At 75.9% G+C, this 13123-nt stretch carries 11 protein-coding genes and 1 pseudogene; 7 read left to right on the top strand and 5 right to left on the bottom strand.

The features are described 5' to 3' along the window. Positions 1–176: 176 nt before the first annotated feature. From ACFYUY_RS21965 to ACFYUY_RS21955, 3 genes and pseudogenes are all read left to right on the top strand, one after another. Positions 177–1193, top strand: coding sequence for an aldo/keto reductase (locus ACFYUY_RS21965; RefSeq protein ID WP_387902656.1), 1017 nt, complete (start codon positions 177–179; stop codon positions 1191–1193). An 89-nt stretch (positions 1194–1282) separates the two neighbouring features. Beyond that, positions 1283–2113: a DUF4253 domain-containing protein gene (locus ACFYUY_RS21960; protein ID WP_387902653.1), complete on the top strand. Its 831-nt coding sequence runs from the start codon at positions 1283–1285 to the stop codon at positions 2111–2113. A 330-nt stretch (positions 2114–2443) separates the two neighbouring features. Continuing rightward, a pseudogene (locus tag ACFYUY_RS21955) lies at positions 2444–3662 on the top strand (SLC13 family permease). Between the two features lie 91 nt (positions 3663–3753). Here ACFYUY_RS21955 and ACFYUY_RS21950 read toward each other — a convergent pair. The 3 genes from ACFYUY_RS21950 to ACFYUY_RS21940 form a co-directional block, all read right to left on the bottom strand. Beyond that, positions 3754–5592: a beta-galactosidase family protein gene (locus ACFYUY_RS21950; RefSeq protein ID WP_387902650.1), complete on the bottom strand. Its 1839-nt coding sequence runs from the start codon at positions 5590–5592 to the stop codon at positions 3754–3756. A gap of 564 nt (positions 5593–6156) precedes the next feature. Further along, on the bottom strand, positions 6157–7107 hold the full coding sequence (locus tag ACFYUY_RS21945; protein ID WP_387902647.1) for a hypothetical protein: 951 nt from the start codon (positions 7105–7107) through the stop codon (positions 6157–6159). Positions 7108–7285: 178 nt separating this feature from the next. After that, complete coding sequence (locus tag ACFYUY_RS21940) at positions 7286–8341, bottom strand: alpha/beta hydrolase (RefSeq protein WP_387902644.1); 1056 nt, start codon at positions 8339–8341, stop codon at positions 7286–7288. Positions 8342–8456: 115 nt separating this feature from the next. Here ACFYUY_RS21940 and ACFYUY_RS21935 point away from each other — a divergent pair, with 115 nt between their 5' ends. After that, complete coding sequence (locus tag ACFYUY_RS21935; protein ID WP_387902641.1) at positions 8457–9104, top strand: TetR/AcrR family transcriptional regulator; 648 nt, start codon at positions 8457–8459, stop codon at positions 9102–9104. A gap of 93 nt (positions 9105–9197) precedes the next feature. On the opposite strand, the gene ACFYUY_RS21930 is transcribed toward ACFYUY_RS21935, so the two are convergent. After that, positions 9198–9956 carry a DeoR/GlpR family DNA-binding transcription regulator gene (locus ACFYUY_RS21930; protein WP_360210610.1) on the bottom strand — a complete coding sequence of 253 codons (759 nt, stop codon included), beginning with the start codon at positions 9954–9956 and terminating at the stop codon, positions 9198–9200. Positions 9957–10038: 82 nt separating this feature from the next. Between ACFYUY_RS21930 and ACFYUY_RS21925 the strand changes: the two genes are divergently transcribed. From ACFYUY_RS21925 to ACFYUY_RS21915, 3 genes are all read left to right on the top strand, one after another. After that, positions 10039–10437: a DUF4406 domain-containing protein gene (locus ACFYUY_RS21925; RefSeq protein ID WP_387902788.1), complete on the top strand. Its 399-nt coding sequence runs from the start codon at positions 10039–10041 to the stop codon at positions 10435–10437. Beyond that, positions 10434–11171 (top strand): NUDIX domain-containing protein, encoded by a 738-nt coding sequence (locus tag ACFYUY_RS21920; RefSeq protein WP_360210608.1) that lies wholly within the window; start codon positions 10434–10436, stop codon positions 11169–11171. Before ACFYUY_RS21925 ends, ACFYUY_RS21920 begins: the two co-directional genes overlap by 4 nt. A 97-nt stretch (positions 11172–11268) precedes the next feature. Next, positions 11269–11904 (top strand): DUF6000 family protein, encoded by a 636-nt coding sequence (locus ACFYUY_RS21915; protein ID WP_360210606.1) that lies wholly within the window; start codon positions 11269–11271, stop codon positions 11902–11904. Positions 11905–12139: 235 nt separating this feature from the next. Here ACFYUY_RS21915 and ACFYUY_RS21910 read toward each other — a convergent pair whose 3' ends face one another. Continuing rightward, entirely contained in the window at positions 12140–13069 is a 930-nt protein-coding gene (locus ACFYUY_RS21910) for a hypothetical protein (protein WP_387902637.1), read from the bottom strand. Positions 13070–13123: the final 54 nt, after the last annotated feature.

Raw genomic sequence — 13123 nt, 5'->3', positions numbered from 1 at the left:
GGCCGGCCGCCGTCGGGCCCGGCTGTCGGGCCCGGCTGTCGGGCCTGGCCGTCGGGCCCAGCCGTCGGGCTGCTCCCGGGGTGGCCCCGGGGTCGCGGGCCCACCAGCCTGCCGGGGGCGCGGGCCACGGGGATAAAGTCCCAGGTGAGCACCGTCGCGCCCGAGGAGACCCCGCCATGCCGACCGACCCCGACGCCACCACGGCCCCCGCCGCCGACGCGCCCGCCGACCGCCCGTCGACCGCGCGCTACGGCCTGGGCACCGCAGCCGTCGGCCGGCCCGGCTACATCACCCTCGGACGCGACGCCGACCTGCCCGCCGAGCGCACCGTCGAGGCGCTGCGCGAGCGCACCCACGCCCTGCTCGACGCCGCGTACGCCGCCGGTGTGCGCTACTTCGACACGGCCCGCTCCTACGGCCGGGCCGAGGAGTTCCTCGCCCAGTGGCTCACCGCGCACCCCGAGGCCGCCGCCCACGCCACCGTCGGCAGCAAGTGGGGCTACACCTACACCGCCGGCTGGCAGGCCGACGCGGCGGGCCCGCACGAGGTCAAGGAGCACTCGACGGCGGTGTTCGACCGTCAGATCCGCGAGACCCGCTCCCTGCTCGGCCCGCACCTGGACGTCTACCTCGTCCACTCCGTCACCCCCGACAGCCCCGCCCTGACCGACCCCGACCTGCACGCCCGCCTGGCCGGCCTGGCCGCGCAGGGCGTGCGGGTGGGCCTGTCCACCAGCGGACCGGCCCAGGCCGACACCATCCGCGCCGCCCTGCGCGTCACCGCCGACGGCCGGCCCCTGTTCGCCGCCGTCCAGGCCACCTGGAACCTCCTCGAACCCTCCGCCGGCCCCGCCCTCGCCGAGGCCCACGCGGCCGGCTGGCTCGTCGTCGTCAAGGAGGGCATGGCCAACGGCCGCCTCGCCGACCGCAACGCCACCGGCCCCGACACCACCGCCCTGCGCGCACTCGCCGCCCGCACCGGCGCGTCCACCGACGCCCTCGCCCTGGCCGCGGCCGCCGCACAGCCCTGGGCCGACCTGGTGCTGTCCGGCGCCGCCACCCTCGACCAGCTCGCCTCCAACCTCACCGCCGCCACCCTCCACCCCACCCCCGAGGACCTGGCCGCCCTCACCGCGCTCGCCGAACCCGCCGACGCGTACTGGCGCACCCGCTCCGCCCTGCCCTGGGCCTGACGCACCCGCAGCCTGCGGCCACCGCGGCGGCCGGGCCGTCGGTGCCCACCGAGGGCCGGCTGTCGGTGCCGGCGCCTAGCGTGAGGCGCATGACCCAGCCCCAGCCCCTGCCGCCGCAGGCCACGCTGCCCGTCCCCCTCCCGCCCGGCCGCCCGATAGCCGGCGAGGAGTGGGGGCGCCGCGAGCCGTACCTGTGGATCAGCGACGACGCGGCCCCAGCCGGCCTGTGGCAGCAACTGCACCACGCCCACCCGCAGACCGGCCTGTGGCCGCTGCTGCTCGTACCGCTGCGCGAGGACGGCGAGTTCCGCCCCTGGCTGTCCGGCGAACTCAGCCCCGAGGCCGCCTCCGACCCCTCCTCCTACGACCCCGCCGCGCTGCTGCGCACCTGGTGGCGGGGCATCAGCAGCACCGGCGAGGACGAGGACGGGGACGAGCTCTTCCCGGAGGACGCCGCCGAGCTCCAGGAGGCCCTCGCCCCCTTCGGCCCCCAGTGGCCCGGCCCCGCCCCCGCCGCCACCCTCCCCGAGGGCGCCGCCGGCAGCGAGGCCCGCGCCCTGGCCGACGTCCTGCAGGGCCTGCGCGGCCCGCGCCTGGGCCTGGTCGGCGCCGCGAGCGGCGCCGACGCCCTGGTCGCCTGCGGGTGGCGCGGCCCGACCAACCACGAGGAGGACACCGCGAAGATCGCCGCCGTCCTCGCCGACTGGGAACGCCGCTTCGGCGCCCAGGTCGTCCAGGTCGGCTTCGACACCCTGGACCTGAGCGTCGCCGCCCCGCCCACCACCCCCGCCGAGGCCCTGCGCGTGGCCGCCGAGCACACCGCCTTCTGCCCCGACCTCGTCTTCCAGGGCACCGGCGCCCTCACCGCCTACGCCGAGGAGCTCGTCGGCAGCCACCACTGGTCCTTCTGGTGGGACTGAGCCGGCGGCGAGGCTGAGCCGGTGGGGGCTGCCTGCCGTGCGGGGGCCGGGCAGCAGAGTGGCGTCGTTCCAGCGGTGCCGCGGGGTGCCGGCGGGGCCCGGCCGTGCCGCGCTCCCGGGGGCCGGGGCCGGGGCCGGGGCCGGGGCCGGGGCCGGGGTCGGGGTCGGGGCCGGGCCGCGCAGGGCTGTGGCATGCTGCCGTCCGTCGTCCGGGATCGTGGTGACGGCGCTGGTCCGCGGCCCGGTCGCCCCTCCGCGATCCTCCCCGTCCCCACCGAACCCGAGGAGCGTCCCCTGAACACCGCCTGCGCGGAGGCCCTGTCGATCGCCATGCTGGCCCTGGTCCTGGTCGGCGCGGTGGTGCATCCCTGGGACTGGCCGGAGGCCGCGCTCGCCCTCCCGCTGCCGCCCTGCTGATCGTCACCGGAGCCGTCCCGCTCGACCACGCGACCGCCGAGGCCGCCCGGCTGGGCCCGGTGATCGGGTTCCTCGCCGCCGTCCTGGTGCTGGCCCAGCTGTGCGACGACGAAGGGCTCTTCCACGCCTGCGGGGCCTGGATGGCGCGCAGCGCGGCCGGGCGGCCGCAACGGCTGCTGGTGCAGGTCTTCGTCGTCGCCTCCGTGGTGACGGCCGTCCTCAGCCTGGACGCCACGGTCGTGCTGCTCACCCCGGTCGTCCTCGCCACCGCCGCCCGCCTCGGCGCCCGCCCCGCCCCGCACCTCTACGCCTGCGCGCACCTGTCGAACACGGCCTCGCTGCTGCTGCCCGTCTCCAACCTGACCAACCTGCTCGCCTTCACCGCCAGCGGCCTGAGCTCCAGCCGCTTCGCCGCGCTGATGGCCCTGCCCTGGCTGGTCGCGATCGCCGTCGAGTACGTGGTGCTGCGCCGTTTCTTCGCCGCCGACCTGGCCGCCGGGGCCGAGGCGCCGCCGCCCGGCGAGGAGCCGCGGATGCCGCTGTTCGCCCTGGTCACGGTGGGCTGCACGCTCGCCGGGTTCGTCGTCGCCTCGGCGGTCGGGGTCAACCCGGCCTGGGCGGCGCTGGCCGGGGCCGCGGTGCTGGCCGTGCGGGCGCTGGTCCGTGGCCGCACCACGGTGGCGGCGATCACCCGCTCCGCCGCCGTGCCCTTCCTGGCGTTCGTGCTGGGGCTGGGCGTCGTGGTGCGCGCGGTCGTCGACAACGGGCTGGCCTCCGGGCTCGCCCACCTCATCCCGCACGGCACCGCGCTGCCCGCCCTGTTCGGCCTCGCCGCGCTGGCCGCCGTCCTGGCCAACGTCATCAACACCTGCCCGCCACCCTCGTCCTGGTGCCGCTGGCGGCGCCGGCCGGCCCCGGCGCCGTCCTGGCCGTGCTGCTGGGCGTCAACATCGGCCCCAACCTCACCTACGCCGGCTCGCTGGCCACCCTGCTGTGGCGGCGCATCGTCCTCGACCAGGGCGGCGAGGTCAGCCTGCGGCAGTTCACCCGCCTGGGCGTGCTCGCCGTCCCCGCCACCCTGGCCGCCGCCGTCCTGGCGCTGTGGGCGTCCCTGCAGCTCATCGGGACGTGACGGCGCACCGGGAGGAGAAGGCGCACCGGGAGGAGAAGGCGCACCGGGAGGGGAGGGCGGGGGCCGCGGCGCCCGCCCTCCCCTCCCGCGGTCAGTACTCGGAGCTGGGCGCGGCCGCCGTCGGCCCGAGGTCGGGGGCGTCGCGCAGCTCCACCGCCGAGCCGGGCCGGTCGAGTTCGAGGACGACCAGCTCGTTGCCGCCCGCGCGCCACAGCGGCGCGGGGGCGTAGAGGGTGCGCTGCGGCCCCTCGGCGCTGTGGCGTCCGAGCAGGAAGCCGTTGAGCCACAGCAGGCCGCGGCCCCAGCCGGGCAGGGCCACGAAGGCGTCGGCGGGGGAGTCGAGGACGGCCGTGTAGCGGTGGAACGCCGGACGGCCCCCGGACGCCTCGCCGCCCCCGCCGACGTGGCCGCCGCCGTCCCCGCCGCCGTGGTCCTGCGCATCGTCGTCGTAGCGCAGCCCGGCCAGGTCGGTCAGCGGCAGCGGCCGGATCTGCCAGCCGAACAGCCGCTGGCCGCCGTGCGAGACGCCGCGGGTGATGCCCTTGCGGTCGTCCATCTGCGGGCCGTAGTTCACCCGCCCGAGCGCCTCGACCAGGACGTCCAGCACCACCCCGTCCTCGCCGGTGGCCAGCTCCAGCGTCTCGCCGGGGGAGTTGCGGTCCAGCACGCCGAGCAGCCGCCCGTCCGCGAAGACGTGCGCGCGGTCCGCCAGCCCGTCGATGCGCAGCGGCAGCCCGGGCCGGGGCCCGGGCACCCGGGTGCGGTAGTGGATCAGCCCGCGGTCCTGCCCGAGCTGCTCCATCGGCAGTGGCGCGGCCCGCTCCGCCACCCGGGACAGCACGTCCAGGTGCTCCAGCAGTCCGGCCCGGCCGTCCGCCCGGTCCAGGCGCTGCGGCGCCACCCGGGGCGGGTCGGCGGGCAGCTCGCCCGGCGGCAGCGGCAGGTAGCGGCCGATGACCTCGCGCAGGGCGTGGAACTTCTCCGTCAGCTCGCCCGCCTCGCCGATCGGCGCGTCGTAGTCGTAGCTGGTGACGGTCGGCTCGTACCCGGCGTCGCACGGGTGGGCGCCGGAGTGGTTGGCGCCCGACCACAGGCCGAAGTTGGTGCCGCCGTGCGCCATGTACAGGTTGACGGAGGCGCCGGTGGCCAGCAGCTCGTCCAGCGAGGCCGCGGTCTCCTTCGCGTCGCGCACGTGGTGCGGCAGGCCGAGGCGGTCGAACCAGCCGATCCAGAACTCCATCGCCGCCAGCGGCCCCTGCGGCTGCTGGCGGCGCAGCACCGCCAGGCGCTCGGGCGCGCGCGAGCCGAACGTCGCGGTCGACAGGTGCCCGGGGATCGTGCCGCCCTGCTGCATGGTGTCGTGGGCGCCGTCCGTGGTGAACAGCAGGCAGTCCACGCCCCGGCGCACCAGCCCGTCCCGCAGGTGCAGCAGGTACGCGGCGTCGGTGCCGTAGCTGCCGTACTCGTTCTCCACCTGCACCGCCACCACCGGGCCGCCCCGGCTCGCCAGCAGCGGCAGCAGCTCCGGCACCAGCGCGTCGAACCAGCCGTCCACCTCCGCCAGGTACGCCGGATCGGCGCAGCGCAGCCGCAGCCCCTCCACCGCCAGCAGCCGGGCAGGCAGCCCGCCGAACTCCCACTCCGCGCAGATGTACGGCCCCGGGCGCAGGATCACGTCCAGGCCCAGGTCCCCGGCCAGGCGCACGAAACGGGCCACGTCCCGCCACCCGGTGAAGTCCACCTCCCTGCGCCGCACCTCGTGGAAGTTCCACGGCACGTACGTGTCCACCGTGTTCACGCCCAGCGCCCGCAACCGCCGCAGCCGGTCCTCCCACAGCGCGGGATGGACCCGGAAGTAGTGCAGGGCCCCGGCCACGATCCGGTGCGGCACCCCGCCGCGCAGGAACCCGGTGGCGTCGTACTCCAGCATGCGCAGACCCGCTTTCAGTCGCCCGACATCGGAAGGCGAACCCGCAGGTCGAGGGCCCGCCGGACCCCCACCACCCACAGCCCGCCCCAGCTGCGGCCCCGAGCCTAACGAACCCCGCCCGCGGGGGCCTGAACCTCCACCCTGTCCGCTTTCGCCGGGTTCATTCCTGTGATCCGCACCTCTTCGGGCCGGCGGCTGTTTGTCGATGCGCTGATGGTCGGAGGGGGGGAGGGGTTCTGTGGGCCCCGCGACCCAGGGTGCTGAGGTATGTCCGAAGCCGATTTTCGTCAGCTGGCCAGTGTCGAGCCCAGGCTTCGCGGTGGGTGTTTCGCCAGCTGGGCTGCGTGCGGTTCTACGACTCGGGGTTCTCTGAGTTCATGGCCGGGGTGATCACCGGGACGGCCGTGCCTCCGGGGTGGCCGGACGCGGAACCGGTATGGCGGGCCGTCGAGGGCTCCCCACTGGGTTGATCGCCGGCGCTCGGGGCGCGTGGACGTGAAGGGACGCCGGGACCGGGGAGGGCGGGCGCCGGTCGGCGCCCGCCCCCGTTGCCGTGGTGGGGGGTCAGCTCCAGGGGTTGGCGGGTTGGTCGTTGATGGCGGTCCAGAAGCGGGTGCCGGTGGGGAGGGTGCCGTTGGCCCACAGGCCCCAGCCGGAGGCATCGTGGAACTCGGCCATGCGGAAGCCGGTGCCGAAGGCGGTGGCGCAGGTCTGGTCGGCGGCGGCGCGGCTGGTGAGTCGGCTGCCGGGCAGGGGCTGGGTGGCCCGGACCTCGCCGCGGGCCCAGCTGTGGTAGCCGCTGGTGGGGACGCCGGCGGGGGCGGGGCGGCCGTCCTGGCGGATGCACAGCAGGGGCAGGACGGCGGTGGCCGGGGTGTCGCCGGTGTAGGGGTTGCTGGTGGCGAGGTCGTCGAAGCCGACGTGGACGACGTTGTCGGCGCGCTGTTCGAGGGTGGCCCAGGTCATGCCCTTGTGCTGGGCGGGCCGGCTGCCGAACAGGGCGTCGTAGGTGCTGCGGTAGACGTTCCACTGCTGGTAGGAGCCGCCGTCGCAGCCGCGCATGACGATCTTCCAGCCGCCGAAGTTCTTGCGGGAGTTGTCCAGGCAGTTGGAGCTGGAGACGTTCTTCAGTCGCAGTCCGACCAGGTCGTACAGGGGTGCCTCGGCCTGGAAGGGGGTGATCTCCCACTGCTGCGAGGTGGCGCCGTTGACGCAGCCGACGAGGGTCGGGAGGTCTCCGGAGGTCAGGCAGTAGTCCGCGTTGACGGCGCTGTTGACGGTGTACCGCTCGGGGTATCCCGGGACGGGCTTGATGACCCACATGCCGGGGTTGTCGGACGGGGCGCAGGGGTGCATGTCCTGGATCCCGGCCAGGGACCCGTCCGGACAGCGCTCGGAGTACTGGTTGAACAGGACGGTCGAGGGGGTGTCGGCCGAGGCGGCGCCGGGCAGCAGGGCCAGGCCGCCGAGGGCGAGGGTGAGGCTGAGGACGACACGCCGGACTAGCGAACGCACGGGCTCTCCAGGGAGCGAGACGACGGGGTGCGGCGGTCGGACCGGAAGGCACGGGGGTGCCCGCCGGGCCGTCCGCCGCCGTCAGCTTGTCAGTGTGCGTTCAATGGCTGGTATCCCAGATTCCTGGGGTGGTGGCGCGTCGCCCCGCCCTGCTACCGGCCCTGCCCGACCGGGGGCGTCAGGCCGCCGTCAGGGTGTCCGCCAGCCAGGGGGTGATCACGGCCATCGCCTCGCCGAAGCGCGAGATCGCGCAGTGCCCGGTGTCGGGGATCAGGACGACCCGGGTGTCCCGGCGGCCCTCGAACGCCAGGGTGTCCTCCAGCGGGACGTGCACGTCCTCGGTGCCGTTGACCACCAGCATCGGCCCGTTGGCGTCCCGGTCCAGCAGCGGACGCAGGTCGAAGGCGGCGAAGGCCGCCTCGCGCTCGGCCGTGCCCGGCAGGGCGTCGAAGCCCAGGGCGTTGCCGACGATGCCGTCCATGCCGAAGGCGAAGCCGCGGCCCGGGGCGAAGGAGCGCTCCACCGGGCCGCCGAGCACCACGGAGGCGTCCACCGCGCCGGTCAGGCCCGTCCGGGCGGAGTAGTGGCCGCCCATCGAGATGCCGAAGTGGCCGACCCTCCCGTTGCCGGCCGCGCGGGCGTGGGAGACCAGCCCGGCGACCACCTCGGCCCCGCCGTCCGGGGTCATCGGCAGGTGGGCGCTCTCGCCGGTGCCGGCGAGGTCGAACAGCAGGAGCCGCGCCGGCAGGGCGAGCGCGAGCTGCTCCCACATGCCGTGCAGATCGGTCTTCCAGGAGTCCACGCCGCCGCTGGCCAGCACGACCGGCGCGTCGGCGGGCAGACCGGGGGCGGCCATCAGGTGGACCGGCAGGGTGGTTTCGCCGCCGCGGTAGGGGACGGTGAGCGTGCGGCGCTCGAACTCCACCGGGAAGCCGGGGGCGGCGAGGACGTACTGCTCGACCTGGCGGGCGAGCGCGGTGCGCTTCGGATCGTCGGCGAGCGAGGGGAACTTGGCCCAGCCGTACGCCTGCGCGGCCAGGCGGTGGCGCCCGGCCGCGGCGTGCCGGGCGGCCAGGGCGGACCACTCGTGCACCCAGCCGCCGGGCCGGTCGGGCCACATCTCGGTGACGGCGGCGCGGACCGCGTCCACCTCGTCGGCGGGCAGGCCGAGGGTCATCTGCGGGTAGCGCTCGACGAACAGGTCCTGCGGGTCCAGGGGCCAGGTGAAGGGCATGGTGGTGCCTCCTGCTGCGCTTAAAGCCGGAACTCTTGCCTTAGTGACTATGCGCCCGGTGCGACGCTTAAGGCAAGAACTCCTGCGTTAAGGTGGTGGCCGAGGTGATCGACACATGACCGAGCACGCACCGGAACCGATCCGCCGCCGCCCGGGCGGCCGCGCCGCACGCGTCCGCCAGGCCGTCCTGGCGGCCGCCCTGGACGTGCTGGTGGAGGAGGGCATCACCCGGCTCACCGTCGCCGGGGTGGCGGCCCGCGCGGGAGTCAACGAGACCACGGTGTACCGGCGTTGGGGCAGCCGGGAGAAGCTCGTCCTGGACGCCATGCTCGCCGGCAGCGACGATGGCATCCCCGTCCCCGACACCGGAGCCGTCCGCACCGACCTGGCCGCCTTCGCCCGCGCGCTCGCCGAGTACCTCGCCACCCCGGCCGGCCGCGCCGTCGCCCAGGCGGCCGTGCTCAGCTCCGACGGGCCCGGTGCCGGGACCGGCCCCGACTCCGGCTCCGCCCGCGACCCCGAGCTCGCCGAGGCCTGGCAGGCCTTCTGGCGCTCCCGCCTCGACCAGGCCGGAGTCATCGTCAGCCGGGCCGTCGAGCGCGGGGAACTCCCGGCCGGCACCGACACGGCCCTGGCGCTGGAACTGCTCTGCGCCCCGGTCCAGACCCGCGCCCTGCTCGGCCACCGCCCGATCGAACCGGACCTGCCGGAGCGCCTGGCGGACCTGGTGCTGGACGGCCTGCGGGGAGGTGTCGGGGGCTGACCCCGGGATCGGAACGCGGCTACCCGGTTCCGGGCCCGGGCGTCCTCGTTCTGGCGGCGCCGATCCCTGTGCAGCCCGCCGGCCCGCCAGCCGTCAGTCCGCGGCCAGGATCTCCACGCCCTGCGCGGCGAGCCGGTCGAGGACCGGGTGGTGGGGGTCGGCGTCGGTGATCAGGCCGCTGACGTCCTCCCAGGGCAGGACGCGGAAGCGGGAGGCGGCGCCGATCTTCTCGGACGAGGCGAGGACGTAGGTGTCCGCGGCGCGGGCGGCCAGGGCGCGCTTCATCGCGGCCTCCTCGGCGTCGCCGGTGGTCAGTCCGGCCTCGGGGTGGACGCCGGTGACGCCGAGCAGGAACAGGTCGGCGGACACGTTCAGGGCGGCCTCGGCCGCGGCGGCGCCGCAGGTGACCGCGGAGTGCTTGAAGAGGCGGCCGCCGAGGAGGAAGACCTCGGCGCGGGGGTGGTCGAGCAGGGCGGCCGCGATCGTGGGGCTGTGGGTGATCACGGTGCAGTCCAGGTCCGGCGGGAGGGCGTGGACGACGGCGAGGGCGGTGGTGCCGCCGTCCAGGATCACGGCGCCGCCCGGCCGCACCAGTGCGGCGGCGACCGCGGCGACCCGCCGCTTGCCGTCCGGGGTGACGCTCTGGCGGGCGGCGTAGTCGGCGACGGCGGGGGAGGCGGGCAGCGCGCCGCCGTAGACCCGCTGGCACAGCCCTTCGGCGGCGAGGTCGCGCAGGTCGCGGCGCACGCTGTCCTCGGAGATCCCCAGGTCGGCGGCCACCTCCTTGGCGACGATCTTGCCCTCCCGGGCGAGCAGTCCCAGCAGGTGGTCACGCCTCTCGGCAGCCAGCATCCGCGTTCTCTCCTGTTCTTGCACGTTTCTGCGTGTATCGTAGCGCGCCATGACCGACCAGCCGATGGCGACCGACCAGCCGATGGCCGACCAGCCCACGACCGACCAGCCCCTGCTCGTCCTCATCGCCGGCCCCTACCGCTCCGGTACCGACGGCGATCCGCAGGCCATGGCCGCCAACCTCGCCCGCCTCGAAGCCGCCGCCTGGCCGGTGTTCGCCGCCGGACACGTCCCGGTGATCGGGGAGTGGATCGCCCTGCCCGTGCTGCGCTCGGCCGGCGCGGGCCCCACCGACCCCCTCGCCGACCAGGTCCTCTATCCGACCGCCGAGCGCCTGCTCGCCCACTGCGACGCCGTGCTCCGGCTCCCCGGCGACTCCGCCGGAGCCGACCAGGACGTCGCCACCGCCCGTCGCCGCGGCCTGCCCGTCTTCCACGACGTAGCCGAACTCCCGCGCCGCACCCCGCAGGAGAACGCGTGAACCCCCGCCCCGGTATCGACACCCCCGACCACCGCGGCCGCACCGGTCTCGACGAGGCCGGCCGCGACCTGCACCGCAACCCCGGCGTCCTGGTCCGCGACGTGGAGCTCACCTCCCGGGGCTGGCACGTCCTGCGCCGCACCACCTTCGACTACCGCCGCCGTGACGGACGTTGGGTCACCCAGCAGCGCGAGACCTACGACCGGGGCAACGGCGCGGTCGTCCTGCCCCACGACGTCGAACGCGGCCGCGTCCTGCTCACCCGCCAGTTCCGCTACCCCGCCTACGTCAACGACCACCCGGACGGCATGCTCGTCGAGGCCGCGGCCGGGCTCCTCGACGGAGACGACCCGCTCGCCGCCATCCGGCGCGAGGCCGCCGAGGAACTCGGTGTCACGCTCGGACCGCTCACCCACGTCCTCGACGCCTACATGAGCCCCGGCTCCGTCACCGAGCGCCTGCACTTCTACGCCGCCCCCTACACCCCGGCCGACCGCACCGGGGACGGCGGCGGACTCGAGGCGGACGGCGAGGACATCGAGGTCCTCGAACTGCCCTTCACCGAGGCCCTCGCCATGGTCCGCGACGGACGCATCACCGACGGCAAGACCGTCCTGCTCCTGCAGTGGGCCGCCCTGGACGGGCCGTTCGCCGCAACGGCCGCTGCCTCGCCCGCTGCCTCGTCCGCGGCTTCCCCCGCCGCCTCGCCCGCTGCCTCGTCCGCCGCCCGGTGACCCACGGCGGCGGACGGACACGTCCGCAGGCGTCGGATCCCGCGCTCCGCCGGTAAAACCCCTGGTGGAGGGCCGGCCGGCCCGGGAGGATACGGGCATGCGCGACACCTTCGACGACCCCGAGACGCGAGACTTCCTCAAGCGCTACGCCGTGCCCGGGCGGTGGCAGTTGCGGCTCGGCCCTTCCCTGTTCCGCCGGGACGACGCCGAGCGGGACCGGACGGCGCAGCAACTCGCCCGGGCGGCGGGTGAGGTCACCCCCCGCGTCCTCGACGTCCTGCTGGAGGGCGGCTGGCGCGACCGCAAGGTCGCGACCTGGCTGATCGTCGTCTCCGGCCGGACGGAGTACCGCGAGCGGATCGGCGAACTCCTGCTCGCCAGCGAGGGGCCCTACGTCGGTGCCTCCTACTGCACGGCCCTCGCGGTCTTCGCCACCGAGGCCGACGCAGCCCTGCTGGTCGCCTACCTGGAGCGGTACCTGCGCAGGCCCGACCTGTACTACGACCAGCTGTTCGCCATGGTGGCGCTGCTCCACCTGGACGGGGAGTCGGGGCGCGACGACGCGCTCAGGTTCCTCGCGCCGGGCGGCCTGTGGCACCAGTGGTGTGCCGCCCGGGCCGCCGAACGCGGGACCGGGACACCCGACCCGCAGGCCTGCCTGCCCGCGGTGGAGCAGCTGTGCGCCTTCGCCCGCAGCACCGCGCGGCTGATGGACGAACCGTCGCACCGGTGACCGGAATCGGAGACCCGCGGGCAGCCGGCCGGCGACTTCGTCGAGCCCGCCGGCAGCTTCCTCGAGCCTGTCGTCGGCGGCCTCGGACCGGACGGACGAGGGCCGTCGTTCCGGTCCGCGAGCCGGCCGGTACCGGACGGTCGGCGGCCTGGCTGACGCGTCCGAAGGCCTGGACCCACCGGCGGACCCCGCGCCGGAGCGAGTCGCCTCGGGCCCTTCGCCGCCCGGGCCGTCGCTACCCGGCCGCGCCCTGCGCGACGAGCTTCTGCGCGTCGGCGACGTGCCGGCTGACGCCCTGCGCGAACGCCGCCAGCTCCTGCGGGTGCGCCGCGATGTACTGCCGGTCGTAGGCGGCCTGGACGGCGACCGCGATCCCCATGAAGTTGGTGGACCGCTTGCAGGCGTCGTCGGCGGCCGCGGTGGCGAGCTCGGCCGGGGTGTGGTCGGCGGGCGCTGCGGCGCCCTGCGTCCGGCCGCTGCGCCAGCGCGGGTCCATGTAGGCGTCCGCCGGGGTGGCGTAGGCGAAGCCGCGGTCCTTCATGCAGCTGCTCCACTGCCGGTCGGCGGCCACGACGCGAGGGTCCGTCAGGGGCTCCTGCGGGCCGCCGCCGGGCAGGGCGGAGGGGTCGGAGGTCAGGAACACCGCTCCGCCGACGGCGTCCAGGCCCTCCTGGAGGCAGCCGCCCCTGGGGACGGCCCGGCCCTGGAAGTCCGCGACCGGGGTGCCGGTCGCGTCCCGCCCGGTGAGCACCTGCACGGTGGCGGGGGAGGCGGGCTGCCCGGTGCCCGTGGCCACGACGGCGTCGTAGCCGGTGGTGGCGACGCGGTCGGGCGCGAAGTAGCCGTAGAGCCGGGAGCGGACGTCCCCGTCGGCGGGTTCGGCCCGGGCCGGGTCCGGGCCGGGGGGCTCCGTGATGCCCAGCCGCCGCAGGCAGCGGGCACTCGTCAGGTAGGCGGCCCGTTCCACCGTGCGGCTCTGCGCCGCGGTGGGGAGGTAGGCGTCGATCGGGCGCACCACCTGGGCGACGCCGGTGATGGTGGGGATGTCGCCCAGCTGCGGGGGCGCCGGGCGGGTGCCGCCCGTGGCGCCCGTGCCGCCCGTTCCGCAGCCCGCGAGGGCCGTCAGCAGGAGGAGCGTCAGGGCCGAGGTCGTGGAGCGCTTCATCTTTCCGTCCTCCGGGAGCGGGCGCGGCGGAGCGGCACCCGCCACGGGCGACCG

It is taken from the genome of Kitasatospora sp. NPDC004745 (assembly GCF_042873275.1).
Classification (GTDB): Bacteria; Actinomycetota; Actinomycetes; order Streptomycetales; family Streptomycetaceae; genus Kitasatospora.
This window is presented reverse-complemented; position numbering and strand designations above follow the sequence as displayed.